This is a genomic window from Streptomyces sp. NRRL WC-3742, from assembly GCF_000720635.1.
In the GTDB taxonomy this organism is placed as follows: Bacteria; Actinomycetota; Actinomycetes; order Streptomycetales; family Streptomycetaceae; genus Kitasatospora.
In genome coordinates, this window is sequence record NZ_JOCF01000001.1 from 85,926 (window position 1) to 112,845 (window position 26,920).

At 71.3% G+C, this 26,920-nt stretch carries 24 protein-coding genes; 10 read left to right on the plus strand and 14 right to left on the minus strand.

Translation table 11 applies throughout. From position 1 onward, the window contains the following. Positions 1 to 122 precede the first annotated feature (122 nt). From IH61_RS0100445 to rfbB, 4 genes are all read right to left on the minus strand, one after another. Positions 123 to 902, minus strand: coding sequence for a glycosyltransferase family 2 protein (locus tag IH61_RS0100445; RefSeq protein ID WP_031063061.1), 780 nt, complete (start codon positions 900 to 902; stop codon positions 123 to 125). Beyond that, positions 899 to 1,300, minus strand: a complete 402-nt coding sequence (locus IH61_RS0100450) for a DUF2304 domain-containing protein (protein ID WP_063763109.1) — start codon at positions 1,298 to 1,300, stop codon at positions 899 to 901. Before IH61_RS0100450 ends, IH61_RS0100445 begins: the two co-directional genes overlap by 4 nt. 124 nt (positions 1,301 to 1,424) lie before the next feature. Beyond that, positions 1,425 to 2,741 carry a hypothetical protein gene (locus IH61_RS0100455; protein WP_051836045.1) on the minus strand — a complete coding sequence of 439 codons (1,317 nt, stop codon included), beginning with the start codon at positions 2,739 to 2,741 and terminating at the stop codon, positions 1,425 to 1,427. Next, a complete protein-coding gene (gene rfbB / locus IH61_RS0100460; RefSeq protein ID WP_031063066.1) occupies positions 2,738 to 3,712 on the minus strand; it encodes a dTDP-glucose 4,6-dehydratase in 975 nt (324 codons plus the stop codon). Before rfbB ends, IH61_RS0100455 begins: the two co-directional genes overlap by 4 nt. A gap of 82 nt (positions 3,713 to 3,794) precedes the next feature. Between rfbB and rfbA the strand changes: the two genes are divergently transcribed. The 5 genes from rfbA (at position 3,795) to IH61_RS0100485 (ending at position 8,687) form a co-directional block, all read left to right on the plus strand. Then, positions 3,795 to 4,670, plus strand: coding sequence for a glucose-1-phosphate thymidylyltransferase RfbA (rfbA, locus tag IH61_RS0100465; protein WP_031063068.1), 876 nt, complete (start codon positions 3,795 to 3,797; stop codon positions 4,668 to 4,670). Beyond that, the gene (rfbC, locus tag IH61_RS0100470) at positions 4,667 to 5,266 is read left to right on the plus strand and encodes a dTDP-4-dehydrorhamnose 3,5-epimerase (protein WP_031063070.1); all 600 of its coding nucleotides are present in this window, start codon (positions 4,667 to 4,669) and stop codon (positions 5,264 to 5,266) included. The genes rfbA and rfbC overlap by 4 nt, the downstream gene beginning before the upstream one ends. 138 nt (positions 5,267 to 5,404) lie before the next feature. Further along, a complete protein-coding gene (locus tag IH61_RS0100475; RefSeq protein ID WP_031063073.1) occupies positions 5,405 to 6,307 on the plus strand; it encodes a glycosyltransferase family 2 protein in 903 nt (300 codons plus the stop codon). 40 nt (positions 6,308 to 6,347) lie between these two features. Further along, positions 6,348 to 7,304: an NAD-dependent epimerase/dehydratase family protein gene (locus IH61_RS0100480; protein WP_037971187.1), complete on the plus strand. Its 957-nt coding sequence runs from the start codon at positions 6,348 to 6,350 to the stop codon at positions 7,302 to 7,304. Positions 7,305 to 7,409: 105 nt separating this feature from the next. Next, a complete protein-coding gene (locus IH61_RS0100485; protein WP_051836046.1) occupies positions 7,410 to 8,687 on the plus strand; it encodes an acyltransferase family protein in 1,278 nt (425 codons plus the stop codon). A gap of 85 nt (positions 8,688 to 8,772) precedes the next feature. Here IH61_RS0100485 and IH61_RS0100490 read toward each other — a convergent pair whose 3' ends face one another. The 8 genes from IH61_RS0100490 to IH61_RS0100525 all read right to left on the minus strand — a co-directional run bounded on the left by IH61_RS0100490 (position 8,773) and on the right by IH61_RS0100525 (position 18,474). Continuing rightward, complete coding sequence (locus IH61_RS0100490; RefSeq protein WP_031063082.1) at positions 8,773 to 9,234, minus strand: GtrA family protein; 462 nt, start codon at positions 9,232 to 9,234, stop codon at positions 8,773 to 8,775. 31 nt (positions 9,235 to 9,265) lie between these two features. Next, positions 9,266 to 11,704, minus strand: a complete 2,439-nt coding sequence (locus IH61_RS0100495; protein WP_158844494.1) for a hypothetical protein — start codon at positions 11,702 to 11,704, stop codon at positions 9,266 to 9,268. A gap of 89 nt (positions 11,705 to 11,793) precedes the next feature. After that, complete coding sequence (locus tag IH61_RS0100500; protein WP_031063089.1) at positions 11,794 to 12,801, minus strand: glycosyltransferase family 2 protein; 1,008 nt, start codon at positions 12,799 to 12,801, stop codon at positions 11,794 to 11,796. 286 nt (positions 12,802 to 13,087) lie between these two features. Then, a complete protein-coding gene (gene tuf, locus IH61_RS0100505) occupies positions 13,088 to 14,281 on the minus strand; it encodes an elongation factor Tu (RefSeq protein WP_031063092.1) in 1,194 nt (397 codons plus the stop codon). A gap of 219 nt (positions 14,282 to 14,500) precedes the next feature. After that, positions 14,501 to 16,606: an elongation factor G gene (gene fusA / locus IH61_RS0100510; protein WP_031063096.1), complete on the minus strand. Its 2,106-nt coding sequence runs from the start codon at positions 16,604 to 16,606 to the stop codon at positions 14,501 to 14,503. Between the two features lie 39 nt (positions 16,607 to 16,645). After that, the gene (gene rpsG, locus IH61_RS0100515; RefSeq protein ID WP_030055803.1) at positions 16,646 to 17,116 is read right to left on the minus strand and encodes a 30S ribosomal protein S7; all 471 of its coding nucleotides are present in this window, start codon (positions 17,114 to 17,116) and stop codon (positions 16,646 to 16,648) included. A 2-nt stretch (positions 17,117 to 17,118) separates the two neighbouring features. Then, positions 17,119 to 17,490 (minus strand): 30S ribosomal protein S12, encoded by a 372-nt coding sequence (rpsL, locus tag IH61_RS0100520; RefSeq protein ID WP_014144289.1) that lies wholly within the window; start codon positions 17,488 to 17,490, stop codon positions 17,119 to 17,121. Positions 17,491 to 17,907: 417 nt separating this feature from the next. Continuing rightward, positions 17,908 to 18,474, minus strand: a complete 567-nt coding sequence (locus tag IH61_RS0100525; RefSeq protein ID WP_234326965.1) for a DUF1707 and DUF4190 domain-containing protein — start codon at positions 18,472 to 18,474, stop codon at positions 17,908 to 17,910. A gap of 259 nt (positions 18,475 to 18,733) precedes the next feature. Here IH61_RS0100525 and IH61_RS0100530 point away from each other — a divergent pair, with 259 nt between their 5' ends. The 4 genes from IH61_RS0100530 (at position 18,734) to IH61_RS0100545 (ending at position 23,791) form a co-directional block, all read left to right on the plus strand. Continuing rightward, positions 18,734 to 19,540, plus strand: a complete 807-nt coding sequence (locus tag IH61_RS0100530) for an ABC transporter ATP-binding protein (protein ID WP_051836047.1) — start codon at positions 18,734 to 18,736, stop codon at positions 19,538 to 19,540. Further along, on the plus strand, positions 19,537 to 21,186 hold the full coding sequence (locus IH61_RS0100535; RefSeq protein WP_031063107.1) for a hypothetical protein: 1,650 nt from the start codon (positions 19,537 to 19,539) through the stop codon (positions 21,184 to 21,186). The genes IH61_RS0100530 and IH61_RS0100535 overlap by 4 nt, the downstream gene beginning before the upstream one ends. 129 nt (positions 21,187 to 21,315) lie before the next feature. Then, positions 21,316 to 22,620: a DUF2786 domain-containing protein gene (locus IH61_RS0100540; protein ID WP_234326966.1), complete on the plus strand. Its 1,305-nt coding sequence runs from the start codon at positions 21,316 to 21,318 to the stop codon at positions 22,618 to 22,620. 43 nt (positions 22,621 to 22,663) lie between these two features. Then, entirely contained in the window at positions 22,664 to 23,791 is a 1,128-nt protein-coding gene (locus IH61_RS0100545; RefSeq protein WP_051836048.1) for an ADP-ribosylglycohydrolase family protein, read from the plus strand. A gap of 50 nt (positions 23,792 to 23,841) precedes the next feature. Here the strand turns inward: IH61_RS0100545 and IH61_RS0100550 are convergent, their stop codons facing one another. Further along, complete coding sequence (locus tag IH61_RS0100550) at positions 23,842 to 25,164, minus strand: serpin family protein (RefSeq protein ID WP_031063115.1); 1,323 nt, start codon at positions 25,162 to 25,164, stop codon at positions 23,842 to 23,844. A gap of 92 nt (positions 25,165 to 25,256) precedes the next feature. Between IH61_RS0100550 and IH61_RS0100555 the strand changes: the two genes are divergently transcribed. Next, positions 25,257 to 25,895 (plus strand): hypothetical protein, encoded by a 639-nt coding sequence (locus tag IH61_RS0100555; RefSeq protein WP_158844497.1) that lies wholly within the window; start codon positions 25,257 to 25,259, stop codon positions 25,893 to 25,895. A 4-nt stretch (positions 25,896 to 25,899) separates the two neighbouring features. On the opposite strand, the gene IH61_RS0100560 is transcribed toward IH61_RS0100555, so the two are convergent. Beyond that, positions 25,900 to 26,898, minus strand: coding sequence for an ADP-ribosylglycohydrolase family protein (locus tag IH61_RS0100560; RefSeq protein ID WP_031063119.1), 999 nt, complete (start codon positions 26,896 to 26,898; stop codon positions 25,900 to 25,902). Positions 26,899 to 26,920: the final 22 nt, after the last annotated feature.

Consider the following 26,920-nt stretch of genomic DNA (forward strand, 5'->3'; position numbering starts at 1 on the left):
CGGGCGTCCGGGGACGCCCGCCCTCTGGTGACCGGTTTCGTGGAGCTCACGCTAACAAGTTGTACGGAACCCGTGAGAGAAACGGTCCCACAGCCTTACACGCCCCTGCGGCGCCGCCCGGTTCAGCGGCGGCCGGCGAGCTCCCGGCTGGGCGCAGCAGCCTTCTTGGGGGCGGGCTGGATCTCCTTGATGTGCTTGGGCATCCGGCGGATCATCGCCAGCAGGAGGACCAGGCCGGCGCGGGCGAGGTAGATGGTCGCCTTGATCGGGGAGGCGCTGGGGGTGCCGGTGGTGCGCTCGCGCATGGCGACGGGGACCTGCCGGATCACGAAGCCGCAGCGGGCCGCACCGACCATGCTCTCGATCGTGTCGCCCAGGTACTCCACCGGGTACCACTGCGAGAAGAACTCGATCATCGGCTTGTTGCACGCCTTGAAGCCCGACGTGGTGTCGGTGAGCTTGGTGCCGGCGACGCGGGAGAGCACCACCGAGAGCAGCTTCATGGCCCAGGCGCGCGGGCCGCGCACCTTGTAGGAGCCCTCGCCGGCGAAGCGGGCGCCGATGACGAGGTCGGCCTCGTCGAGCTTGGCGATCAGCGAGGGGACGTAACTGGGGTCGTGCTGGCCGTCGGCGTCGCACTGCAGGGCGATGTCGTACTCGTGCAGGTGCGCGTAGCGGTAGCCGAAGCGCATGGCGCCGCCGACGCCGAGGTTGTACGGCAGCTGCGCGACCTTGGAGCCGTGGGCGGCGGCCACGGCCGCGGTGTCGTCCACCGAGCCGTCGTCGACGACCAGGGTGTCCGCGCCCGGCAGCTTCTGCTGGATCTCGCGGAGGATCTTGGGCAGTCCCTCGGCCTCGTTCCAGGCCGGGAGGATGATCAGTACCCGCTTGCCGTCGATCATGCCGTCACCCCGGGGTCGGTCGCCTTGGTGGCGTCGTTGTTGCTGCGCGCGATCGGGTAGTCGTGGTGCTCGGCCAGGTACGCGCGCATCATCGCCACGTCCTCGGCCAGGGTGCGGGTCTCGGCCTCCAGCCGGGAAGCCTCCCAGCTCAGGTGGAGCGAGACCAGCAGCAGGAGGACGAAGCCCGCGAAGAGGACCAGGCTGACGCCGGAGGCGATGCCGAGCTTGCGGGCGGTGGAGTCCAGGATCGTGGGGAAGAACCCGAGCGGTGCGACGACGACGCCGATCGCGAGCCAGATCGCCGCGTACTTCTCCCGGAGCTGCTGTCGGCGCAGCAGCTCCAGGATGTAGACGAGCACCAGCACGCCGGTGATCGAGGTGATGATGGTGAGTTGCACGACTGGGGGCGCCTTTCAGCGACAGTGGCGTGGCCAAGTAATCACAGTGTAAAAGGCGTGGCGTAACGCGCTTGCCGCCGCCGGTTGTGCTAGGCCCCGGGTTGACGGGACCTCGGCTCGAGACTCAGACCTCGGACGACCGGGACGCCGCCAGAGGTGCCCGCTGATCCGTCACGGCGTCCACCGGAGCGGCGAGGGAGCGGCTCAGCGCCCATAGCATGGCAGCCGCGCTCACGGCGGCACCAGCCAGGTAGGCGAGTTCGACGCGGGTGGCGATCGCCCCCGGCCCCAGGGTGACCGCGACCAGCACCGCGGTGCCGGCCAGCCAGGAGAGCAACTGCCGCTGGTGGCGGCCCAGCGAGAGCAGCGCCTGGCCGAAGACGGTGGCGAGCATGTAGCAGAGCGTGCCGAGCGAGAGCCACAGGAAGTCGAGCGGGCCGAGCACGTCCTGCGCCTTGAAGAACAGCCGGATCGCCCACGGACCGAGGATCACGGTGGGCAGCCCGGCGGCCGTGCACATCAGCACCACGATGCCGCCGGTGCGCAGCAGCACCTTGCGGAACTCCCCGTGGTTGCCGGCCGCCGCGGCGCCGGAGAGCGAGGAAACCAGCGACGCCTGGATGGCGGCGTACGCGAAGAGCGGCACGCGGGCCAGCACCACGGCGTTGAGCAGCGCGGCGATCAGCGCCTTGGAGGAGGGCGACAGCACGCCGACGCTGACGACCGCGGCGTTGACCATCAGCTGGGCGAGCAGGGTGGAGCCGGTCAGCAGGCCCAGGCCCGTGACGACGTCGCGCCAGGCGGGGGCCGGGCCGCCGCGGCGGTCGGCGAGCACCGAGCGCATCCCGATCACCGAGGCGGCGAGCGGGGAGACCACCAGGATCAGGCTGAAGGCGAAGGCCGAGTGCACGCCGAACAGCGGGATCAGCGCGGCCAGGCCGATCCGCAGGCCGCCGTCGACGCCCAGCTGGAGGCCGTACGCCCCGAACTTGCCGAGGCCGGCGAGCGCGCCGCGGGCCACCGAGCTGACGGCCAGGCCGACCAGGGCGCCGCCCATGCCGGCCACCAGGCCGAGGTCGCCGGAGAAGAACCGGTCGGCGATCGGCCGGGCCGCGGCCGCGACGCCGGCCAGCACCACGGCGAGCACGACGACGGTGGCCAGCAGCACCCGGCGGATGGCCGGCCCGGGGCCCTGACCGGCCACGTCGCGGGCGGCCACCAGCCGGTTCAGCTCCAGCTCGACCGGCGAGAACAGGCCGTATCCGACCGACATGACCAGGGTCCACAGCATCGAGACCCCGGCCACCTTCGTGGTGTCCAAGCCGTGCCCGGCGAGCGCCAGGAAGATGTACGAGGAGGCACCGAGCACGACGGTGCCCCCCGCGACGAGCCGCACACCGGGGGGCAGCGCCCCCAGCAGCTTGGCCACCGGGTTCGTCATCGCAGGGAAGCCTTGGCCTTCAGCGGCTCCCACCAGGCGCGGTTCTCGCGGTACCAGGCGATGGTGGCCGCGAGGCCGTCCTCGAAGCGGACCTGCGGGGCGTAGCCCAGCTCCTCGCTGATCTTGGTGATGTCCAGCGAGTAGCGCAGGTCGTGGCCCTTGCGGTCGGCGACCGGCTCGACCGAGGACCAGTCCGCGCCGGCGGCCTGGAGCAGCAGCTCGGTGAGCTCCTTGTTGGTCAGCTCGGTGCCGCCGCCGATGTTGTAGACCTCGCCGGCGCGGCCCTTGCGCATGGCGAGCTCGATGCCGCGGCAGTGGTCGGAGACGTGCAGCCAGTCGCGGATGTTGCCGCCGGTGCCGTACAGCGGCACCTTCTTGCCGTCCAGCAGGTTCGTGGTGAACAGCGGGATGACCTTCTCCGGGAACTGGTAGTGCCCGTAGTTGTTGGAGCAGCGGGTGACCACCACGTCCATGCCGTGGGTGCGGTGGTAGGCGAGCGCCAGCAGGTCGGAGCCGGCCTTGGAGGCGGAGTACGGGGAGTTGGGGGCCAGCGGCCACTCCTCCGTCCAGGAGCCCTCGGAGATCGAGCCGTAGACCTCGTCGGTGGAGACGTGGACGAAGCGGGCGACGCCGTGCTTGCGGGCCGCGTCCAGCAGGACCTGGGTGCCCAGGACGTTCGTCACGACGAACGGGCCGGCGCCCTCGATCGAGCGGTCGACGTGCGACTCCGCGGCGAAGTGGACGACGACGTCGTGGCCGGGCATGACCTGGTCGACGGCCTCGGCGTCGCAGATGTCGCCGCGCACGAAGGCGTAGCCGCTGTGGTCGGCGACCGGGGCCAGGTTGGCCTCGACACCGGAGTAGGTGAGCTTGTCGAAGACGGTGATCTGGTCCGTTGCGTCGGCGCCGAGCAGCTGGCGGACGAACTCTGAACCGATGAAGCCGGCGCCGCCGGTGACGAGGATGCGCATAGTGCGGGCAGTCTACCGGGGTGGCGTGAACCCTCCGCCCCGGGTCGGCGGGGGCCCTCGGACCTCACATAAGCTGCGCGGTATGCGTGGAATCCTTCTGGCCGGCGGCACCGGCTCCCGACTCTGGCCGCTGACCCGGGCTGTCTCGAAGCAGCTCCTCCCGGTCTTCGACAAGCCGATGATCTACTACCCGCTGTCGACCCTGGTGATGGCCGGGATCAGCGAGATCCTGATCATCACGACCCCCCAGGACCAGGACCAGTTCCAGCGCCTGCTCCGCGACGGCTCCCAGTTCGGCCTGAAGCTGGAGTACGCCGTCCAGGAGAAGCCCGAGGGCATCGCCCAGGCTTTCGTCCTCGGCGCCGACTTCATCGGCGACGAGCCCGTCGCGCTGATCCTGGGCGACAACATCTTCCACGGCAGTGGCCTGGGCACCCGCCTCGCCGAGCGCACCTCCCCGCAGGGCGGCATGGTGTTCGCCTACCCCGTGGCCGACCCGACCGCCTACGGCGTCGTCGAGTTCGACGACCAGGGCCAGGTCATCTCCATCGAGGAGAAGCCGACCGCCCCCAAGTCCCGCTACGCCGTGCCGGGCCTGTACTTCTACGACAACCGCGTCGTGGAGATCGCCTCCGGCCTGACCCCGAGCGCCCGCGGCGAGCTGGAGATCACCGCCGTCAACGAGGAGTACCTCAAGCTCGGCGAGCTGCACGTCACCGTCCTCGACCGCGGCACCGCCTGGCTGGACACCGGCACGTTCGTCTCGATGGTCCAGGCGTCCGAGTTCGTCCGCGTCATCGAGGAGCGCCAGGGCTTCAAGATCGGCTGCATCGAGGAGGCCGCTTGGCGGGCCGGCCTGATCGACGGCGCGCAGCTGCGCGAGCTGGCCGAGCCGCTGTGCAAGAGCGGCTACGGCGACTACCTGATCGCGCTCCTGGACGAGGAGGCGGCCAAGTGAAGTTCCGCGAGCTGTCCATCGAGGGCGCCTTCGAGGTCACCCCGCAGCAGCACGGCGACCCCCGCGGCCTGTTCATGGAGTGGTACCGCTTCGACCACCTCCAGGAGGTCGTCGGCCACCCGCTGCGCCTGGCCCAGGGCAACCTGTCGGTGTCCGCCAAGGACGTCGTGCGCGGCATCCACTTCGCCGACGTCCCGCCCGGCCAGGCCAAGTACGTCAGCTGCGTGCGCGGCGCCGTGCTCGACGTGATCGTCGACCTGCGGGTGGGCTCCCCCACGTTCGGGAAGTGGGAGTTCGTGCGCCTCGACGAGGTCGAGCGCAAGTCGGTGTACATCGCCGAGGGCCTCGGCCACGGGTTCTGCGCGCTGTCGGACGACGCCACGCTGTCGTACGTCTGCTCCGAGACCTACAACCCGACCGGCGAGCACGCGGTGCACCCGCTCGACCCGGACCTCGGCATCGAGTGGCCCACCGACGCCCCGCAGCTGTCCGCCCGGGACGCCGCGGCGCCCACGCTCGCCGAGGCGATCGCGAGCGGTCTGCTGCCGGAGTACGAGAAGTGCCGCGCGTACACCGAGAGCCTGCGCAACAGCTGAACCCGACCGGTGCCCGGACCGGAGCCGGTCCGGGCATCGCCGTCCGCGGAGGCCCCCGCGCGGCTCAGTATGATGGGCGCGCCGCGGGGCCCCGCCCCGCCCGCCGGCCCCGAACCGACCACCGGATGTGCCTCCACCATGACCACCCTGGAAATCCTGCTGCCGTACTACGGTGACGTCGCACTGATGCAGGAAGCGGTCCGCAGCGTGCTGGCCCAGACCGACCCGGACTGGCGCCTGACCGTCGTGGACGACGGCAAGGAGCCCGGGGTCCCGGAGTGGTTCGCCGAGCTGGACGACCCCCGGGTGCGCTACTTCCGCAACGAGCAGAACCTCGGCGTCACCGGCAACTACCGCAAGTGCCTGGGCCTGGCCGAGCACGAGCACCTGGTGTTCATGGGCACCGACGACGTCATGCTGCCCGAGTACGTCGCCACGATCCGCTCGGTCCTCACCCAGTACCCGGGCGTCGCGATGATCCAGCCCGGCGTCCAGGTCATCGACGGCGAGGGCCGCCCCAGCAACTCGCTGGTGGACGAGTCCAAGCGCCGCATCTACGCGCCCAAGGAGCGCGGCCGGGTGCTGATGGGCGGCGAGGACCTCGCCGTCAGCCTGCTCAAGGGCAACTGGCTGTACTTCCCGTCGATCTGCTGGCGCACCGAGGCCGTGAAGACCACCGGCTTCCGCGACAACCTGGAGATCATCCAGGACCTCGCCCTGGTCATCGACCTGCTGCAGGCCGGCGAGAAGATGGTGATCGACGACAAGCGGGTCTTCCAGTACCGCCGGCACGCCGTCAGCATCTCCTCCTCCTCCGCGTTCAGCGGCACCCGCTTCACCGAGGCCCGGCGCTACTTCCTCGACGCCGCCGACCGCCTCGACGCCCAGGGCTGGTCGCGGGCCGCCCGTGCCTCCCGGATGCACCTGTCCGCCCGCATCCACGCCCTCACCCTCGTCCCCGGCGCGATGCGCGCCGGCCAGTGGCAGGGCGCCAAGGCGCTGCTGCGCAACGCCACCAGCACGGCCCGCCGACCGCGCTGACCCCTCTTCGAGTACCCCTGAACCCCTGGAGACCTCCGCAATGAGCGCACCGCACACGGCCCCGGCCCGGGTGGCCGTCCTCGGCGGCACCGGCTTCATCGGCCGGGTGCTCGGCGCCCGCCTGCTCGCGCAGGGCGCCGAGGTGGTCAGCCTCGCCCGCAAGGCCCCCGCCGACCCGGCGCCCGGCCGCTTCGTCGCCTTCGACCTGTCCAACGGCGACCCGGCCGAGCTCACCGCGCTGCTGGAGCGCGAGGGCGTCGACACCGTCGTCAACGCGGCCGGCGGCATGTGGGGGCTCGACGACGAGCAGATGTACCAGGCCAACGTCGTCCTCACCGAGCGGCTGATCGAGGCCGTCGCCGCGATGGACTCCCCCGCCCGGCTCGTGCACCTGGGCACCGTCCACGAGTACGGCATGGCCCCCGTCGGCACCAGCCAGCACGAGAGCGACCCGGCCGCCCCGGTGATGGAGTACGGCAAGCTCAAGCTGGCCGCCACCGAGGCCGTCGTCCGCGCCGTCGAGGCCGGCCGGATCAGCGGCGTCGTGCTGCGCCTGGGCAACGTCGTCGGCGCCGGCCAGCCCGGCCACAGCCTGCTCGGCGTGATGGCCGCCAAGCTCGACGCGGCCCGCCTGGCCGGCGAGACGGCCCAGCTCTCGCTCCAGCCGCTCACCGCCCTGCGCGACTTCGTCGACCTCACCGACACCCTCGACGCCGTCCTGCTCGCCGCCGCCGACCGCTCGGCCCCGGCCGTCGTCAACGTCGGCACCGGCAGCGCCTCCACCGCCCGCCACCTGGTCGAGCTCCTCATCGAGGAGAGCGGCGTGCCCACCGAGATCACCGAGGTCCCGGCCCCGGAGGGCACCGGCCCGGAGACCGAGTGGCAGCAGCTCGACGTCACCGTCGCCCGCGAGAGCCTCGGCTGGACCCCCCGCCGCACCCTGCGCGAGGCCGTCCGCGAGCTCTGGCTCGCCCGGACGGCCGCCCCGGCCGCGTAGCACCGGGCTGCCCCCGCCGGCAGCCACCGGCGGCCGGAGGACCCACCCTCCGGCGCCTTCCGCCACCGGCGGAGCCCCGATCCAGTCCAGTCCCAGAGGAACCTCATGACACCGCGCAGTCTGTTCCACTCACGGGGCACGCTGGCCGAGCTGTTCTCCGGCCGTGCCAACAGCTTCGGCCTGCTGCGCCTGCTGATGGCCACCTCCGTGGTGGTCTCGCACGTCTACCCGCTGGCCTGGGGGCACCTGGACCCGCTGTGGGAGCGCAGCGGCCAGCAGACCGACATCGGGAAGATGGCTGTCATCGGCTTCTTCGTGATGTCCGGCTTCATGATCACCGGCAGCGGCAGGCGCACCACCATCGGCCGCTTCTCCTGGCACCGGGCGCTGCGCATCCTCCCCGGCCTGTGGGGCTCGCTGGTCGTCTCGACCCTGGTGATCATGCCGCTGCTGTACCGCTGGCAGCACCACACCCTGGACGGTTTCTGGAACCACCCGGCCGGCCCGAAGACGTACCTGAAGGGCACCTGGGACACCTCGCTGACCGGCGGCTGGGACGTCTCCGGCGTCATCCGCTGGGGCATCAACAACCACACCAACTTCGACCAGAGCGTCAACGGCGCGCTGTGGTCGCTGAAGTACGAGATCCTCTGCTACGTCGTCGTCGGCCTCCTCGCGGCCGGCGGGGTCCTGCTCCGGGCCCGCCGCTTCCTGCCGCTGGTGACCACCGCGCTCTGGGTCCTGATCCTCAACGACTGGATCAACTCGCCCACCTGGCGCGGCATCCCCGGCGACCAGGGCTCCGGCCTCAACGTGCCGTTCATAGGCCCCCTGAGCATGCACTTCCTGATCCACCTGGGCTTCGTCTTCCTGCTCGGCGCGACGGTGCAGCTCTACCGCGAGCGCATCCCGATCCACGACGGCCTGGCCCTGGTGGCCGCGGTGGCCTTCCTGGCCACGCTGCAGTGGGGCGGGGTCTTCGTGATCGGCTACCCGGCCTTCGCGTACCTGCTGTTCTGGCTGGCCGTCCGGCTGCCCCGGCCGTTCCAGAAGATCGGGCGCAAGCGGGACTACTCGTACGGCATCTACATCTACGGCTTCACCGTCGAGCAGGCGCTGGCCATGCTCGGCTACGCCAAGTACGGCAAGCTCGGCTTCTTCGCCTGTGCGATCACCGCGACGGTCGTCCTGGCCGCGCTGTCCTGGCACCTGGTCGAGTCCCCGATGATGAAGCTCAAGGACTGGACGCCCGGGCCGATCCGCAAGCTCAAGGCCCGCTACGGCGCCCCCGTGCCGCAGGCGGCCGCCGAGGCCCCGGCCGGCGCCGAGCAGGCGCACAGCCGGGAGCCGGAGGCCGTCCGGCCGCCGACCGTCTCCGCCTAGCACCCGCACGAACGAGGAGCGCCCGGTCGCGGAACCCCCCGAAGGGGTTCGCGACCGGGCGCTCCCGTCGTTCAGGGGGCCGGGCTCAGCCCTTGAAGACCCAGACCTTCATCAGCAGGAAGCGCACCACGGTGGCCAGGCCGTTGGCCACGATCAGGCCGCCGACCTCGACCACCTTGGAGGCGTGCGGCGCCGCGTAGTCCAGCAGGGCCAGCACTCCGCTGCTCAGGCCGAGGCCGATCAGGAAGGCCACCGCCCCCTGCAGCTGGTGCTTGAGGGCGCCCTCCGAGCCGGTGATGCCGAAGGTGAAGCGCCGGTTGGCGGCCGTGTTGGCGACGGCGCTGACCGCGAGCGCGATCAGGTTGGCGATCTGCGGGTCGACCACCCACCGCGCCACCACGTACAGCCCGAGGTAGAACAGCGTGCTCAGCACGCCGATGATCGCGAAGGCCGGCAGCTGGCGCTTCGCCGTGCCGCCGGGCTTCGCCGGCGAAGCCTGCGGGTCGTCGGTCGAGGGCGCCGCGGCCCGCTTGTCGGTGGAGACCATGTCAGTGACCATGCTTCGTCGTCGGGTCGGGTCAGGAGAGCTCGTACACGGCCACCCGGCCGTTGTCGAACACCTTCGGGGCGAGCGTCACCAGGAGCGGGGACTCCTGGCCCGCCTTGCGCTTGGCCACCAGGTAGCGCACGTGGTGGTCGTCGTGCAGCCGGCGCAGGATGTCCGGGGTCGGGTGGTAGAAGGCGTCCTCGTTGAGGTTGAACAGCGCCTCGTCCCAGAACGGGGCGAAGGTCTCCGCGCCGCCGCCGACCTTGGCCATCAGCCGCGGCGCGTACGCCCAGCCCTCGACCAGGACGGAACGCTCGGAGTAGGCCCCCAGCCAGTGGGAGCGGAAGTTGCCGCAGCCGTTCATGCTCGGGCCGTCGTCGAACTGCCAGCAGTGGCTGTTCGTGGCGAGGACGTCCTCCGGGTCGCTGTGCGCCCGCACCCAGCGCGCGCCGTCGACCTCGCCGCGCGGCAGCACCCAGCTGCCCTCCCAGGGCACCTCCTTGGCCTGGAGGACGTCCAGCGCCAGGCCGGGCATGCCGAAGGCCATGGTCGCCGTCAGCAGCACGATCCCGCCGCGCCGGCGCATCCCCGGCACCGCCTTGGCCACCAGCCACCACACCAGCGCGCCCAGGGCGGCGATCCCGGCCAGCGCGGCGCCCGCGACCACCGGGGGCAGCAGCCGGTCGTACGGGTGCTTCACCCCGGGGCGGCCGAACCAGTCGGCCACCTGCAGCGCCCAGTCCCCGGCGTACCGGTACACCACGAAGGTGAGGCCGCCCGCCAGGGCCAGGGTGCCGACCCCGAGCGCCACCACCGCCCGGCGCGGCAGCGCGGCCCGCTCGAACGCCTCGCAGTAGCCCCAGGCCGACAGCACCACGCCGAACAGCAGCCCGGCCAGGGTGAAGTAGCTGGAGTTGAAGCCGTTCACCGCCAGGTAGGCGGCCGGCCCGGCGATCGCGCCGCCGAGCAGGAACCACTGCACCGGCTCCAGCCGGAACCGTCGCCGCCAGATCAGCGGCAGCGCGCCGACCACCTTGAGCTGGTGGTTCAGCACGAACCCGCCCAGGGTCCCGGCGACCACCGCAGCCTGAACGGCGGTGCTGCGGGTGTGGTCCGGGTCCGCCCAGAACGGCTTGACGTTGCCGAAGGGGATGAGCTCCAGCCCGTAGCTCTCGAAGTCGAAGATCACGGCCGTCGCGAACAACTGCGCCACGCCGATCACCGCGCCGAGGCGCACGATCGTCCACGGGACGCGCCGGCTGCCGATCAGGACCATCAGCCCGGCGAAGGCCAGGCCCGCCAGGGTGACGGGCAGTGAACTCGCCTTGGCCGCGCTGGAGGCGAGCGCGAAGAGCCCCGCCAGGACGTACGCGCCGCGGCCGAGCGCCGGCACCGCAGGCCGACCGGTCTCCTGCGCGCCCGCCCCGCGGCCGCGCCTGAGGACGTCGCCGACCACGCCGATCAGCGCGATCAGCAGCGGCTGGCTGTAGGTCAGCGAGAGGCTCACGTAGGACATCAGGCGCACGGCCGGTGCGCCGAAACTCCAGGTGGCGGTGGGGTTGTTCGGGTAGGTCGCGAGGAACTCGCCCACCACGAAGACCATCACCGCTGCCACCGGCCCGGCCCAGACCCGGCCGCTGATGCGCTGAGCCACCACGGCCATCATGACGATGCCCAGCGCCGTCAGCGCCGGGACCATCAGCCGCATCTCGATCACCGGCAGGTCGATGTGCCCGACCATGTCGCCCATCGCCATGTGGACGAAGGTGAACCAGTGGTAGTGCAGCGGCTCCCCCGCCGCCTGCGGCAGGGTGGGAGGGAAGGCGTGCTTGGCGTTGCCCGCGAGCGACAGCAGGTACGGCAGGTCGCCGTACTGCCTGCTGGTGTCGCTGTCCGGCAGGATCGGGAACTGGGTGAAGTACGCCTTGGCGTAGTAGACCGAGGAGAGGCCCACGACCCCGGCCACCGTCCAGGACCAGCCCGCCGACTGGCGCACGTACCCGCGCGGCCGCCAGTGCCTGCGCAGACCCGGCACCGCCAGGAACGGCACGACCACGAGCAGCGGCCAGGCGACCGCCGCCTTCTGCAGGCCCAGCGGCATCAGCAGCGCCCAGGCCGCGAGCTCCAGGACCAGGCCCGTGGCCGCGCCGAACGCGAGGTCCTCCACCAGCGTGTACGGGCGGCGCCGCAGCGAGCGGAACACCAGGGTGCCGGGCAGCAGCACGCCCCAGGACGCGTAGAACGTGTACCGGGCGATGTCACCCGGCCGGGTGTCGGCGCCGAGCAGCACGGCGACCAGCAGCAGGTAGGCGGCGAGGGCGGGGGCGAAGCGCAGCAGCCGTCGCAGCAGCGGCTCCTCGGGCCCGCCCGCCGTCACCGCGGTGGCGCGGGCCTGGGCCTCGCGCAGGCCGACACCGCCTCCCGGCTCCGGCGCGGTCCCCGTGCTGTCGCTGCTCCCCATGCTGTCCATTTCCGTTCTTCTGGCCCCGCGGGCCGGTGGTGCGGCGCGGGCCGTCCGCGGCCGCGGACGCTCCCCGGCCGCGGACGGCCCGTAGGTCGTCAGCCCACGTAGCTCGCCGTCCGGCGGGCAGCCCGGTCGTCCTCGGCCGAGTCGTAGCCCACGAAGTAGGCCGGACGGGCCTGGGCCGCCGAGTAGATCCGGCCGACGTACTCGCCGAGCAGACCCATGCAGACCAGCTGGACGGCGCCGAGGAACAGCATCCCGATGAACAACGACGACCAGCCCGGAACGGTCTTGCCCAGGGCGTACTCGACCGTGGTGTAGATGCCCAGGGCGAAGCAGAGCACGAAGCTCAGCAGGCCGAGGTAGGTCGCCAGCCGCAGCGGGGCGGCGGAGAAGTTGGTGATGCTGTCGATGGCCAGGCGGAGCATCTTCGACAGCGGGTAGTGGGTGCTCCCGGCGACGCGCTCCTCGCGGACGTAGACGACCTCGCCGCTGGGGAAGCCCAGCCACGGCACCAGCAGGCGGTAGACCGGCTGGTGCTCGGGCATCGCCTTGAGCGCCTCGACGGCGGCCCGGCTCAGCAGACGGAAGTCGCCGGCCTGGTTGGGCATCTTCTTGCCGACGAGCTTGCGCATCAGCCAGTAGTAGCCGCCGGCGGTGCGGCGCTTGAACACGGTGTCGGTGCCGCGGTCGCCGCGAACGCCGTAGACGATGTCGAGGTTGCGCTCCTGGGCGAGCGCGAGCATCTCGGGGATCTTCTCCGGCGGGTCCTGGAGGTCGGCGTCGATCGAGACGACGTAGTCGCCGAAGGCCCGGTGGATGCCGGCGGTCAGCGCGGCCTGGTGCCCGGAGTTGCGGGCGAAGCGGACGATCCGGAACTCCGGCCAGTCCTGGTGGATCTTCTGCATCAACGCCGGGGTGGCGTCCGTGCTGCCGTCGTCGATACCGACGACCTCGTAGCTGATGCCGAGCCCGTCGAGGATCGGACGCAGCCGCTGAACGGTCAGGGGCAGGGCCTCCTGCTCGTTGTAGATCGGCATGACGACCGAGAGCAGAGGGGCGGGGCCCCCGGCCGGACCGTTCTCGGATGCTGCGTTGAACATCGTGCTTGCCTGTCCTCATGTATCGAATGGACTCGGACCGGTTGCTCCGGCGGGAGAACGCACCGGCCGGAGCCTCCCTTTCCGAACCCGGACGGGGCGCGGACGGCGGCGAGGGAGTACCCAATGAGCGGGGTCAGGATAGCAGCCGATCCCGAACGAACCTTCAACTGGCCGTTACCAGAAACCCACGCCTGACGACGCGTCCGACACGCCGAAGGGCCCCGCTCACCCTGAGGTGTGCGGGGCCCTTCGTCAGCCTGTACGGGCAGGCAGGTCAGACCGTCAATTACTTGATGATCTTGGTGACCTGGCCGGCGCCGACGGTGCGGCCACCCTCACGGATGGCGAACTTCAGGCCCTCCTCCATGGCGATCGGCTGGATCAGCGCGACCGTCATGGCGGTGTTGTCGCCCGGCATGACCATCTCGGTGCCCTCGGGGAGGGTCACGACGCCGGTCACGTCCGTGGTACGGAAGTAGAACTGCGGGCGGTAGTTGTTGAAGAACGGGGTGTGGCGGCCACCCTCGTCCTTCGACAGGATGTACGACTGGGCCTCGAAGTCGGTGTGCGGCGTGACCGAACCCGGCTTGATGATGACCTGGCCGCGCTCGACGTCCTCGCGCTTGATGCCACGGAGCAGCAGACCGACGTTCTCACCGGCCTGGCCCTCGTCGAGCAGCTTGCGGAACATCTCGATGCCGGTGACCGTGGTGGTGGTCTTGGTCTCCTTGATGCCGATGATGTCGACAGTCTCGTTGACCTTGAGGATGCCACGCTCGATACGACCGGTGACGACGGTGCCACGACCGGTGATCGTGAAGACGTCCTCGATCGGCATCAGGAACGGCTGGTCCACGGCGCGGGCCGGGGTCGGGATGCTCTCGTCGACGGCGTGCATCAGGCCGAGGAGCTTCTCGCCCCACTCCTTGTCGCCCTCCAGCGCCTTCAGCGCGGAGACGCGGACGACCGGCAGGTCGTCGCCCGGGAACTCGTACTCGGAGAGGAGCTCACGGACCTCGAGCTCGACGAGCTCCAGGATCTCCTCGTCGTCCACCATGTCGGCCTTGTTCAGGGCGACGACGATGTAGGGGACGCCGACCTGGCGGGCCAGGAGGACGTGCTCCTTGGTCTGCGGCATCGGGCCGTCGGTGGCGGCGACGACGAGGATCGCACCGTCCATCTGGGCCGCACCGGTGATCATGTTCTTGATGTAGTCCGCGTGACCCGGGCAGTCGACGTGGGCGTAGTGACGCGCCTCGGTCTGGTACTCGACGTGCGCGATCGAGATGGTGATACCGCGCTGCCGCTCCTCCGGCGCCTTGTCGATCTGGTCGAACGGCGTGAAGGGGTTGATCTCCGGGTACGCGTCGTGCAGCACCTTGGTGATGGCCGCGGTAAGGGTCGTCTTACCGTGGTCGATGTGACCGATGGTGCCGATGTTGACGTGGGGCTTCGTCCGCTCGAACTTCGCCTTCGCCACTGCAGTCCTCCTGAGGACAGTTCCTGTACGCCGTGCTGACGTCAGTTGGTCTTTGATCGGGCTTGGTCCGGGTGCGTGAGCACCTCGCACCGTCCCGCGGGTGGGGGCCGGAGGCCCCGGGGAAATCCTGTCCGGATTCCCCCGGGTCGCCTCCTAATAGCCTAAGGGGTCGGAATCATCCCGAATTATCGGGCTGATCCGGAGCCGGCGAAGCCGGACTCACTCACCCTTGGACTTGGCGATGATCTCCTCAGCCACGGCCTTGGGGACCTCGGCGTACGAGTCGAACTGCATCGAGTAGCTCGCGCGACCAGAGGTCTTGCTGCGCAGGTCACCGACGTAGCCGAACATCTCGGAGAGGGGCACCAGCGCCGTGACGACGCGGGCACCGTGACGCTCGTCCATGGACCGGATCTGGCCACGGCGAGAGTTGATGTCACCGATCACGTCGCCCATGTAGTCCTCGGGCGTGGTGACCTCGACGGCCATCATCGGCTCGAGGAGGACCGGCTTGGCCTTCCTCGCGCCTTCCTTGAAGGCCATCGAGCCGGCGATCTTGAACGCGAGCTCGGAGGAGTCGACGTCGTGCGCCGCACCGTCCAGCAGCTTCACGCGGACACCCTGGAGCGGGTAGCCGGCGAGGATGCCGAACTCCATGGCCTCCTGGCAACCGGCGTCGACCGACGGGATGTACTCGCGCGGGACGCGGCCACCGGTGACCTGGTTGACGAACTCGTAGCCCTCGGCCTGCTCGAGCGGCTCGATCGCGATCTGCACCTTGGCGAACTGACCGGAACCACCGGTCTGCTTCTTGTGGGTGTAGTCGATGCGCTCGACGGCCTGACGGATCGTCTCGCGGTACGCGACCTGCGGCTTGCCGACGTTGGCCTCGACCTTGAACTCACGCTTCATACGGTCGACCAGCACCTCGAGGTGCAGCTCGCCCATACCCGCGATGATGGTCTGGCCGGTCTCCTCGTCCGTGTTGACCTGGAAGGACGGGTCCTCCTCGGCGAGACGCTGGATGGCGACACCCAGCTTCTCCTGGTCACCCTTGGACTTGGGCTCGATGGCGACGCGGATGACCGGGGCCGGGAAGTCCATGGACTCCAGGATGACCGGGTTCTTCTCGTCGGCCAGCGTCTCACCGGTGGTGGTCTGCTTGAGGCCCATGACGGCGACGATGTCGCCGGCGCCCACCGACTCGATCTCCTCACGCTTGTTCGCGTGCATGCGGTAGATCTTGCCGATGCGCTCCTTCTTGCCCTTCACGGCGTTCAGCACGGAGGTGCCGGACTCCAGGCGACCGGAGTAGATCCGGACGAAGGTGAGCTTGCCCAGGTGCGGGTCGGACATGATCTTGAACGCGAGGGCGGCGAGGGGCTCCTCGTCCGACGCCTTGCGCGAGATCTTGGTGTCCGGGTCGTTCGGCTTCGTGCCCTCGATGGACTCGATGTCCAGCGGCGACGGCAGGTACTTGACGACCGCGTCGAGCAGGGGCTGAACGCCCTTGTTCTTGAAGGCGGTACCGCAGAAGATCGGGGTGAAGTCCGAGTTCAGGGTGCCCTTGCGGATCGCGTCCTGCAGCAGCTCGACCGGGATCTCCTCGCCCTCGAGGGCGAGCTCCATGATCTCGTCGCTGACGTTGGACACGGTGTCGATCAGCTGCTCGCGGTACTCGTCCGCCTGCTCCTGCAGCTCGGCCGGGATGTCGACGATGTCGTACATCTCGCCCTTGGCGGCCTCGGCCGACCAGACCAGCGCCTTCATGCGGACCAGGTCGACAACGCCCTGGAAGTCCGCCTCGGCACCGATGGGGAGCTGCATGACCAGCGGGGTCGCGCCGAGGCGGTCCACGATGGTCTTGACGCAGAAGAAGAAGTTCGCGCCCGTGCGGTCCAGCTTGTTGATGAAGCAGATGCGCGGGACGCCGTAGCGGTCAGCCTGACGCCACACGGTCTCGGACTGGGGCTCGACACCGGCAACACCGTCGAACACCGTCACGGCGCCGTCGAGGACGCGCAGCGAGCGCTCCACCTCGACGGTGAAGTCGACGTGACCCGGGGTGTCGATGATGTTGATGGTGTGGTCGGCATCGTCGACCGTCCAGTGGCAGGTCGTCGCGGCCGACGTGATCGTGATGCCGCGCTCCTGCTCCTGCTCCATCCAGTCCATGGTGGCAGCGCCATCGTGGACCTCACCGATCTTGTACGACACACCGGTGTAGAACAGGATCCGCTCGGTGGTGGTGGTCTTGCCCGCGTCGATGTGCGCCATGATCCCGATGTTGCGGACCTTGGCGAGGTCAAGGGAGGTTGCAGCCATGGTGGCTCGTTCTCTCTCTGTCTAGTGACGGGGTAGGGACTACCAGCGGTAGTGCGCGAAGGCCTTGTTGGACTCGGCCATCTTGTGGGTGTCCTCGCGACGCTTCACGGAAGCGCCCAGGCCGTTGCTGGCGTCGAGGATCTCGTTCATGAGGCGCTCGGTCATGGTCTTCTCGCGACGGGCGCGGGAGTAACCGACCATCCAGCGCAGCGCCAGGGTGCTGGCGCGGCCCGGACGGACCTCGACCGGAACCTGGTAGGTCGCGCCACCGACACGGCGGGACTTGACCTCGAGGGCCGGCTTGACGTTCTCCAGCGCGCGCTTGAGCGTCACGACCGGGTCGGAGCCGGTCTTCTCACGGACGCCCTCGAGGGCGCCGTAGACGATCCGCTCGGCGGTGGAACGCTTGCCGTGCAGCAGGATCTTGTTGACCAGCTGCGTGACGACCGGGGAGCCGTAGACCGGGTCGATGATGACCGGGCGCTTCGGGGCGGGGCCCTTACGAGGCATTCTTACTTCTCCTTCTTGGCGCCGTAGCGGCTGCGAGCCTGCTTGCGGTTCTTGACACCCTGGGTGTCGAGCGAACCGCGGATGATCTTGTAGCGGACACCAGGAAGGTCCTTCACACGACCACCGCGAACCAGCACGATGGAGTGCTCCTGCAGGTTGTGGCCCTCGCCCGGGATGTAAGCGGTGACCTCGATCCCGCTGGTGAGGCGCACACGGGCGACCTTGCGGAGAGCCGAGTTCGGCTTCTTCGGGGTGGTCGTGTACACACGCGTGCAGACCCCACGGCGCTGCGGGGAACCCTTCAGCGCGGGAGTCTTGTTCTTCTCGACCTTGTCCTGCCGGCCCTTTCGGACCAGCTGCTGGATCGTAGGCACCGTTTCTCCGTTTTCTGTGTGCCAAGGCTTGGTGGAACTAACCTGCGGTGATCCGGTCATCTCCCTCACACACGACCCCGTGGTCGACCCACGCGGTCGGGTGTGTTGGGTTCATTCCGGCACGGAATCCCATGAGCTGATGTACAGCGACGGCGCTCAACGCGCGGAGAGCTTGGAGGCGCTCCGGCTCGGCGCGGCGACCGGTGTGCATGCACGCACAAGGACCCGGGGACACCCCAGGCACAAGGTCAGAGCGTACCTAGCGCATGGGGCGCGGTCAAAACAAATGCAACGCCGCAGGTCGCGGCCCTCGGGCGGGTGCCACGGGGGTGTCCCCCACGCGACGGGGCGGTGTCGGACCGCCTCCCACCCGCTCTACCACAGCCGAGTGACGGACGCCACCCGGGGAAGGACCGCCTAGTAGCCCGGACTGGGGTGCGAACCGGTGGACGCGACGGCGACGATGCCCAGCAGGATGATCAGACCCCAGAACGCCAGGCCCAGGTAGCCGAGGATCAGCCCGGTGACCGCCGCCCAGTCCCCGTCCTGGTGCCGCTCGCGGATCTGCCCGCGGGCGATGTGGCCGGTGATCACGGCGACCGGGGCGATGCCCGTCAGACCGAAGACGAACGAGGCGATCGCCAGCCCGTTGGTGGGGCGCGGCATGTGCATCGGCATCGGCATGGGCATCGGCATCGGGGGCGGCAGGAACGTCGACGGGACGTTCTGCGCCGCGGGGGCGGGCGCGGGGCCCGGCACCGGACCGGAGGGCAGGTCGGCGATCAGCGCGGCCAGCTGGCCGTAGGTCTGGGCGGCGGCCGCGGCCTCGTGGCGGTGCTCGTACTCCTGGACGGAGAGCCGGCCCTCGGCGAAGGCCGCCTTCAGCACGTCCACCGTGCGGTCCCGGTCCGCGTGCCCGGCGCGCATCCCGTGCTGGCCTCCGGGCTGCTGGGAACCGGGGTCTCCCCACGATTGAACGGACATCCGCCACCTCCGGCACCGCAGACGCGGTCGTGTTCTCGCTGAGTTTCATAGTGCAGGACGAACGGCCCGGCTGAGTAGTTGCCAATTCGCCGCCGCAGAAACGGACATCCGGATTCCGGCCCTCCGTCACCCGCCGGGTGCCAAGCTCCGATGACGCTCAACTGGCACGACAGCCGGTCACCCCGGCGGATACGGTCACACCGGATCAGAACCGAAGTCAACACGGTCGACACGGTCAACGAAAAAGAAGAAGGCAGCCATGCAGGCGTCAGCGCCGCAGTCGTCGAACCCGCCCGGGCCGGGCACCCCGTCCGCCGTCAGCATCCAGGGCCTGTGGAAGCACTTCGGCAGCCAGGCCGCCGTGGCCGGGCTCAGCCTGGAGCTGCCCGCCGGTGCGTTCATCGGGCTGGTCGGCCCCAACGGCGCGGGCAAGACCACCACGCTGTCCATGGTCACCGGGCTGCTCCGGCCCGACCAGGGCACCGTGCTCGTCCACGGCACCGACGTCTGGGCGGACCCGGTGAGCGTCAAGGCCCGGATCGGCATCCTGCCCGAGGGCCTGCGGTTGTTCGAGCGGCTCAGCGGGCGTGAACTCCTCCAGTACGTCGGCCGGCTGCGGGGCCTGCCCGGCGCCGAGGTGGACCGCCGGGCCGAGGAACTGCTGGCCGTCCTCGACCTCGGCCGCGACGCCGACAAGCTCGTCGCCGACTACTCCACCGGCATGCGCAAGAAGATCGGCCTGGCCGCCGCGCTGCTGCACAACCCCGACGTGCTCTTCCTCGACGAGCCCTTCGAGGGCGTCGACCCCGTCTCCGCGCAGACCATCCGCGGCGTGCTCAAGCGGTACGCGGCCGCCGGCTCCACGGTCGTCTTCTCCAGCCACGTCATGGAGCTCGTCGAGCAGCTCTGCGACTGGGTCGCCGTCGTCAACGCCGGCCGGGTCATCGCCCAGGGCCCGCTGGACGCCGTCCGCGGCGGGAGCAGCCTGCACGAGGCGTTCCTGGGGCTGATCGGCGTGCGCGAGGACGACGGGCAGTCCCTCGGCTGGCTCGGGGGCGGGCAGTGACCGCGGCCCCGGGGGCCGCCGCGCCCTCCGACCGCCACCAGGTGCCGGACGGGCCGACCGTCGTCCGCGCCCTGGTCGCGCTCAAGCTGCGGCTGGTGCGCAACGGCCTGCGGCGCAGCCCCGGCCGTACCGCCGTCTTCGTCATCGGGGGCCTCGTCGGCCTGGTCTTCGCCGGGGGCATCGCCTTCGCGATGGCCATGATGAACGGCAAGTTCGACGGCTCCGGGGACACCGGGGTGATGCTGCTCGGCACGATGACCCTGGGCTGGGCCGCGCTGCCGCTGTTCCTGTTCTCCAGCGACGAGAGCGCCGACCCCACCCGGCTCACCATGCTGCCGCTGCGGCCCGGACCGCTGCTGCGCGGATCGCTGCTGGCCGCGCTGGTCGGGCCCGGGCCGGTGATCAACCTGGTGCTGGTGACCGGCGCGGCGCTGTCCGGCGCGAGCGGCGGCGCCTCCGCGGCGTTCGCGGTGGTCGGCGTGCCGCTCACCCTGCTCTGCCTGGTCACGCTCTCCCGCTCCGTCGCGGCCGGGAACGCCCGGATGCTCTCCAGCCGGCGCGGCAAGGACTTCGCGATCTTCGGCGGGCTCGCCTTCGCCCTGCTCGTCCAGGTCGCCAACCTCGGCTCCCAGACGGTCTTCGGCCGCCCGGGCAAGGACGGCAGCCTCGACCTCAGCCCGCTCGAGCCGATCGCCTCGGTGCTGCGATGGATACCGCCGATCAGCGCCACCGACGCCGGCCGCACCGCCGGCGAGGGCCGGTACGCGCTCGCGCTGCTGCAGCTCGCCGCGACCGCGGCCCTGCTCCTCCTGCTGCTGCGCTGGTGGCGCCGGAGCCTCCAGGAGCTGATGGTCACCGCCGACTCCTCCACCCTGGACGTCGCCCGCGGCGTGCAGCAGTCGCGCGGCTGGCGCTTCCTGCCCGAGGGCCGGGTCGGCGCGGTGATGCAGCGCCACCTGCGGTACGCCTGGCGGGAGCCGAGGGCCAAGGCCGCGGTGTTCACCAGCATCGGCATGACGCTGGTGCTCTGCGTGATGTCCGTGGTCCAGGGCTGGTCGAGCGTCTACCTGCTGGCGATGACCGGGGTGTTCCTCGGGCTCCAGATGCTCAACCTGTTCGGCATGGACGGCTCCGCGTTCTGGATCGTCGCCAGCACCCTGCGAACCCCGGCCGACGCCCGGGACGAGCTGCGCGGCCGCGGTTACGCGGTGCTCTCGTACGCCGTGCCGGTCGTCCTGGTGCTCGGGCCCGTGCTGGCCGCCGTCACCGGCGACTGGGCGGGCCTGCCCTCCGCGATCGGGCTGGCGCTGTGCCTGCTCGGCTGCGGCGTCGCCCTGGGCTCGGTGTTCAGCGTGCTGGCGCCGTACGCCATGCCGGCCGACAGCAGTCCGATGCGCAACGCCGCGCCGGGGCAGAGCGGGCTGGTCCTGCTCAACCAGTTCGGCTCGATACTCGGCGTCGGCCTGCTCGCCTCACCCGCCATCGCCTACCTGGGCATCGCCCACGGCACCGGCGCCCCGACCTGGCCCCTGCTCCTGGCCGGGCCCCTCTACGGCGCGCTCATCGCCACCCTCGGCACCCGCTTCGCCGCCACCCGGCTGCTGCTGCGCACCCCCGAGATCCTCGCCCGCGCCATCGAGCGCTGACACCCGCCCCACGGAACGCCCGGCCCCACCTCGGTGGGGCCGGGCGTTCCGGCATTCCCGGCGGCCCGCCGGTTCCTTCGGCCGCTCCGGCATCATGGAACAGGTCGTCGAGGAGAGCTGAGGCAGGTCGTGAGCAGGCGGGCGGAGCAGGGCGAGGGGGCCGGGGCGCTGCTGGACGCGGCCGTACGGGCGGTGCTGACGGCGCCCGACGAGATGCTGGACGTGGCGCTGGACACCGGGGCCTCCTCGCTGGCGGCCTCGGCCGACCGGTGGCAGGAGGTCAGCCGGGCGCTGCTCGGCTTCGCGGACACCGCCGTGGGCCGCTGCTGGTCGGCCGGGTGGCGCCCGGCGGACCTGGTGCGGGTGGTGCGGCGGGACCTCAAGCCCGTCCACCTGGCCCTGGCCGTGGACCTGATCGCCGCCGAGAGCCGCCGCCACAGCGCCGCGGGCCTGGACCGGCGCTGGCGGGAGCAACTGCGCGAGCTGGCCGTCGAGACGTGGTGGCCCGAGGACGGCGAGTACCTGGCCGCCTTCGCCCGGCGGCACCGGCTGGACCGCTTCGCGCTGGCCACCGCCGCCCTGGAGCTGCTGCGCACCTGGGGCCGGCTGCCTCCGATCGCCCCGGTCGGCCCGGCGCCGGGACAGGCCGCCGGTCAGGCCGCAGGGCACGGCTCAGGGCCTCAGCGGCCCTCCGAGCCCGTGACGGGCGAACCCCGGATGCTGGCCCGCATCCGGGCGCTCCTGGCGAAGGCCGAGTCCACCGAGTTCCCGGAGGAGGCCGAGGCGCTGACCGCGAAGGCGCAGCAGCTCATGGCCCAGCACAGCATCGACGACGCGTTGCTCGCGGCCGCCGGTACGGGCGGCGGCCGGGACGTCCCGGCGGCGGTGCGCATCGGGGTGGACAACCCGTACGAAGGTCCCAAGACGATGCTGCTGGACGCCGTCGCGGCGGCGAACCGCTGCCGGGTGGTGTGGGCGAAGGAGTTCGGCTTCTGCACCGTGATCGGCTTCGACGGCGACCTGGACGGCGTCGAGCTGCTCTACACCTCGCTGCTGGTGCAGGCCACGCACGCGCTCAACAAGGCCGGCTCGCGCAAGGACTCGCGCAGCAAGGCGTTCCGCCACTCCTTCCTGGTCGCGTACGCGGCCCGCATCCGCGAGCGGCTGACCGCCGCGACCGAGCGGGCGACGCGCGCGGCGGCGGCCGGGCGGCACCTGCGCGAGGACGGCACCGAGGAGCAGCTGCTGCCGGACGAGCGGCTGCTGCCCGCGCTGGCGGCCCGCTCGGAGGCGGTGGACGAGCAGGTCGACCGGCTGTTCCCGAAGCTGGTCTCGCAGCGGGTGCGGGTGAGTGACGGCGGGGGCTGGGCGGCCGGACGGGCGGCGGCGGACCGGGCGGCCCTGCACGGGCGCGCCGGGCAGATCAGGCGCTGAACCTGGTAGAACGTACACCGCCGCGAACGAAGGGGGATTCGACGTGACGGACCTGGCTGCGGAGTCGGCCTATCGGGATTCGGGCTACCGGGACAGGGTGCGCGGGGCGCTGCTCGGCGGCGCGATCGGCGACGCCCTGGGCTGGCCGGTGGAGTTTCTCCAACTGCACCAGATCCAGGAGAAGTTCGGGCCGGACGGGGTGACGCGGCTGCCCGCCGGGCCCGGCCCGGTGGAGGTCACCGACGACACCCAGATGACGCTGTTCACCGCCGAGGGCCTGATCCGCGGCTTCGTCCGCGGCTGGTCGGGCGGCGGCGGCTCGGTGCCGGAGGCCGTCCACGGCGCCTACCGGCGCTGGCTGATGACGCAGTACCAGCCGGAGCCGGACGCCGAGCCCCAGCCCCGCCCGTACGACGGCTGGTTGCTGCGCCAGCCGTTCCTGTACGCGCGGCGGGCGCCGGGCAACGCCTGCCTGAGCGGGGTGTCCGAGCACCCGGAGTTCGAGGCGCCGGCCGCGATCGGGCGGACTGGTCCGATCAACCCGGGCTCCAAGGGCTGCGGCACGGTGATGCGTTCGGCGCCGTTCGGACTGGCCCGGCTGGGCGTCGAGCAGTCCTTCGGGCTGGCCGTGCAGTGCGCCCAGCTGACCCACGGGCACCCCACCGGGTACCTGGCGGCGGGGGCCTTCGCGGCGCTGGTCGAGCGGCTTGCGCAGGGCGTGGAGCCGTGGGCGGCGGTGGGCGGGACGGTGGAGCAGATCCGGGAGCTGCCCGCGTCCAAGGAGACGGTGCAGGCCCTGGCCCGGGCGGTGCGGATCGCCCAGGAGTCGGAGCCCTCGGCGGAGGCGGTGGAGCGGGTCGGGCTCGGCTGGGTCGCCGAGGAGTGCCTGGCGATGGCGGTGTACGCGCTGCTGGCGGCCACCCTGGACCCGGACCCGGTGCGCACCGCGCTGCGGCTGTCGGTCAACCACTCGGGGGACAGCGACTCGGTCGGCGCCGTCTGCGGCAACCTGGTCGGGGCCGCGTACGGCGCCTCGGCGCTGCCCGAGGAGTGGGTCGGGGCGATCGAGGGCCGGGCCGAGCTGCTCACGGTCGCGGACGACCTGCTGGTGCTGTTCGGCAGCCGCGACCCGAACCACCCGGCGCTGGGCGGGCGTTACCCGGCCTGGTAGCGGCGGCCACCCGGCCTGGAGGCCGCAGCTGCCCGGCCTGGTGGCCGCCGCTACTTGGCCTGCGGGTCGGCGACCTGGCCGAGGAACAGCGGCCGCCCGCCGGAGGTGTCCCGGATCAGGAACAGGAACGGCCGGTCGATGTGCAGCTCGACGTGCTGTTGCGGTGCGGCCGCGCCCGCGGCCTTGATCCCGACGCCGCTGCCGGCCGCCGCGACCGTGCCGTCCTCGTCGACCTGGACGGTGGCCTTCTGCACCACCGTGCCGACGGCGAGCGGCTCCTTGGCGATGCCGTGCAGGTCCGCGTCGTCGAAGGCCGCGTTCACGCCGAGCGCGCGCAGCGTCGGGGTGAGCTCGTTGGCGGTGTCGAAGTGGAAGCGCGGCAACTGCAGGTCGACGGACCGGTCGGTGAGACCGCCGAGGATCCGGTCGAGCTGCGGCTGGTCCAGCCCCTTGGTGAAGGCCGCGAAGCCGCCCTGGGCGGGGACGATCAGGTCCATCACCAGGGTGCTGTCCGCGTAGGGCAGTTCGACGGCCTGCCAGGGCTCGCCGGTGATGCCGCCGGAGCCGTCCGCGTACTTGAGGGTGTCCATGCGGCTCATGGTCGGGACGGACGGGCCGGTGCCGTCGAGCTTGTGGAAGGTGCGGTCGGCGGTGGCCTGGGGCTTGAACGGGGACGCCCACTTCGCGTCGAGGTAGAGCGCGTCGGTGAGGACGAGCCGGGTGAGGCCGGTGATCTGCTGCTCGTTGAAGAGGTCCTTGATCCGCCCCTCGGTGGTCTTCTCGACGGCCGCGTTGATCTGCTTGCGGCCGTCCTGCGGGTTCTTGACGAAGTCGACGGTGTGCACGCCGGTGTCGAAGGCGGTGGCGAGGGTCGTCAGGTAGTCGGGTTCGACGGCCATGTCCTTCTGCATCCACAGGTCGTCGCTCTGGCGCAGGAGGAACTTTCCGGTCTTCGCGACGGGGGCGTTGAGCGCGCCGGTGGCGAGGGCGTACTGCTTCGGGTCGAGGTCGGTGTGCAGGGCCTTGGCGAGTTCCTCGGCGGTCGCGCCGCGGGCGCCGGGGAGCAGCATGGCGAGGGCGGTGGCCAGGCCGGACGGCGAGACGACGATGTTGCGCCCGCTGCCCGCGGGGCCGGCGGAGAGGGTGTGCAGGAGGTCGAGGCCGAAGGCGTCGGTGGCCTTGGCGACGGCCTCCTTCTGATCCGGGGCGACGGTCGGCCGGTCCTTGGGCGCGGAGACGCGCACCACCGGGGGTGCAGCGGCTCCGGTGCTGCCGCAGCCGGCGATCAGCGGCGCGGCGAGGGCGGCGGCCAGGAGCAGGGCCGCCGGGCGGCGGCGGGCCGCGCTGCGTACGGAGGTGCTGCTGTTCGTCATGGCCCTTCGACGTGACGGATGCCCAGGAGGTTCCCCCGCCGCCGGGCTGTGCCATGATCAACTGCCGCAGGACCGGCCCCGGGGGAGGAATCATGAGCCGAATCGACTGCCCGCAGTGCGGGACGCTTGATCAGGTGAGCAGCGTTCCGAGCGTCTACGAGTCACAGACCAGCACCTACTCGGGGCAGAGCACGGGCTTCAGCTCCGGGGTCGGGTACGCGCGCGGGGTCGGTCCCGTCTCGACCTTCGGCAGGTCGACCGTCTACACCTCCGGCTCTACCAGCAGCCGGCTGGCGGACCAGATCGCCCCGCCGCCGGTGCCGCGGCTGGCGAGACCCGGCGGAGGGTGCGGCCTCGCCATTCTGGTCGCGTTCGTACTGGGGGCCGCGGTGATCGTGCTGCCGGCGCTGCTGACATCCAACGAGCCCGATGCCCTCCGCAGCTCGCTGCTGGTCTTCGGCCTCCTGGGCGGCCCGTTCCTCATCGCGGCCGTGGCCCTGACCCTCAAGCGCGCCAAGGAGCGGCGTCGCCTCCGCCGGGAGTTCCAGGAGTACTCGGTGGTCCAGCCGTCGCTGGCCACGGCCTGGAGCGCCACCTACCTGTGCCGGCGCTGCCATGTCGCTTTCCTGCCCGAGGGCGCGCTCGGGCTCGGCGGCTCGGCGATGGCACCGGTGCCGGCGTTCCGCACGCTGGTCGAGACCGTGGCACGCCGCCTGCGCGGCGAGGCATGACGGGTCAGTCCCAGAGCGTGCCGAGCTCCAGCAGTTCGTCGCGGTGCTCGATGCGCTCCACCCACTCCTGCGGCCAGACCGACTCCCCGTGGTGGGCGCCCGCGAAGGCGCCGGTGAGGCAGGCCAGGGAGTCGGAGTCGCCGCTGGAGTAGGCGGCCCGGCGGACGGCGGCCACCGGGTCGTCGGGCAGCAGCAGGAAGCAGAGCAGGCCCGTACCGAACGCCTCCTCGGCGATCCAGCCCTCGCCGGTGGCCAGGCAGGGGTCGGCCTCGACGTCGGGGGCGGCGAGGGCGGCGTCCAGGCGGTCGAGGACCGCGAGGCACTCGTCCCAGCCGCGCTCGACGGCCGCCTGTGGGGAGGGGTCCTGCCAGTGCGCGGCGAGGTCGCCGAGCCAGAACTCGTCGTACCGGTGCCGGCTCGCCAGCGCGTAGGAGCGCAGCACGGCGGGCAGCGCGGCCGGGGCGACGCCCTCGGCGAGGCGGCGGACGGCGTACGCGGTGAGGTCGCTGGCGGCGAGCGCGGTGGGGTGGCCGTGGGTGAGCGCGGACTGCAGCTGGGCGGCGCCGGAGAGCTGGCGGGCGTCCAGGTCGCGGACCAGCCCGATCGGGGCGACGCGCATGTTGGCGCCGCAGCCCTTGGAGTTGGCGTCGCTGGCGTCCTGCCAGCGCTTCTCGGGGACGCTGAGCCGCCAGCAGGAGCGCATGCAGGTCATGCCGGGGGCGCGGTTGTTCTCCGGGGAGCGCCACCACTCGACGAACTCCTCGCGGACGGGCCGCTCCAGCCGCAGCGGGGTCAGTGGCCCGCGCTCCAGGGCGGTGCGCAGGCCACGGGCCAGGGCAAGGGTCATCTGGGTGTCGTCGGTGACCAGCGCCGGCTTGGGCAGCGGGAGTTGACGCCAGTCCGGACAGTTCCAGGCGATCTCCTCGACCTCCTGGAACTCGGTGTGCTTGCCCAGCGCGTCCCCGATCGCCAGCCCCAGCAGTGCCCCCGTCGCCTTGCCCATGGCCGTACCCCCCTCTTCCGCT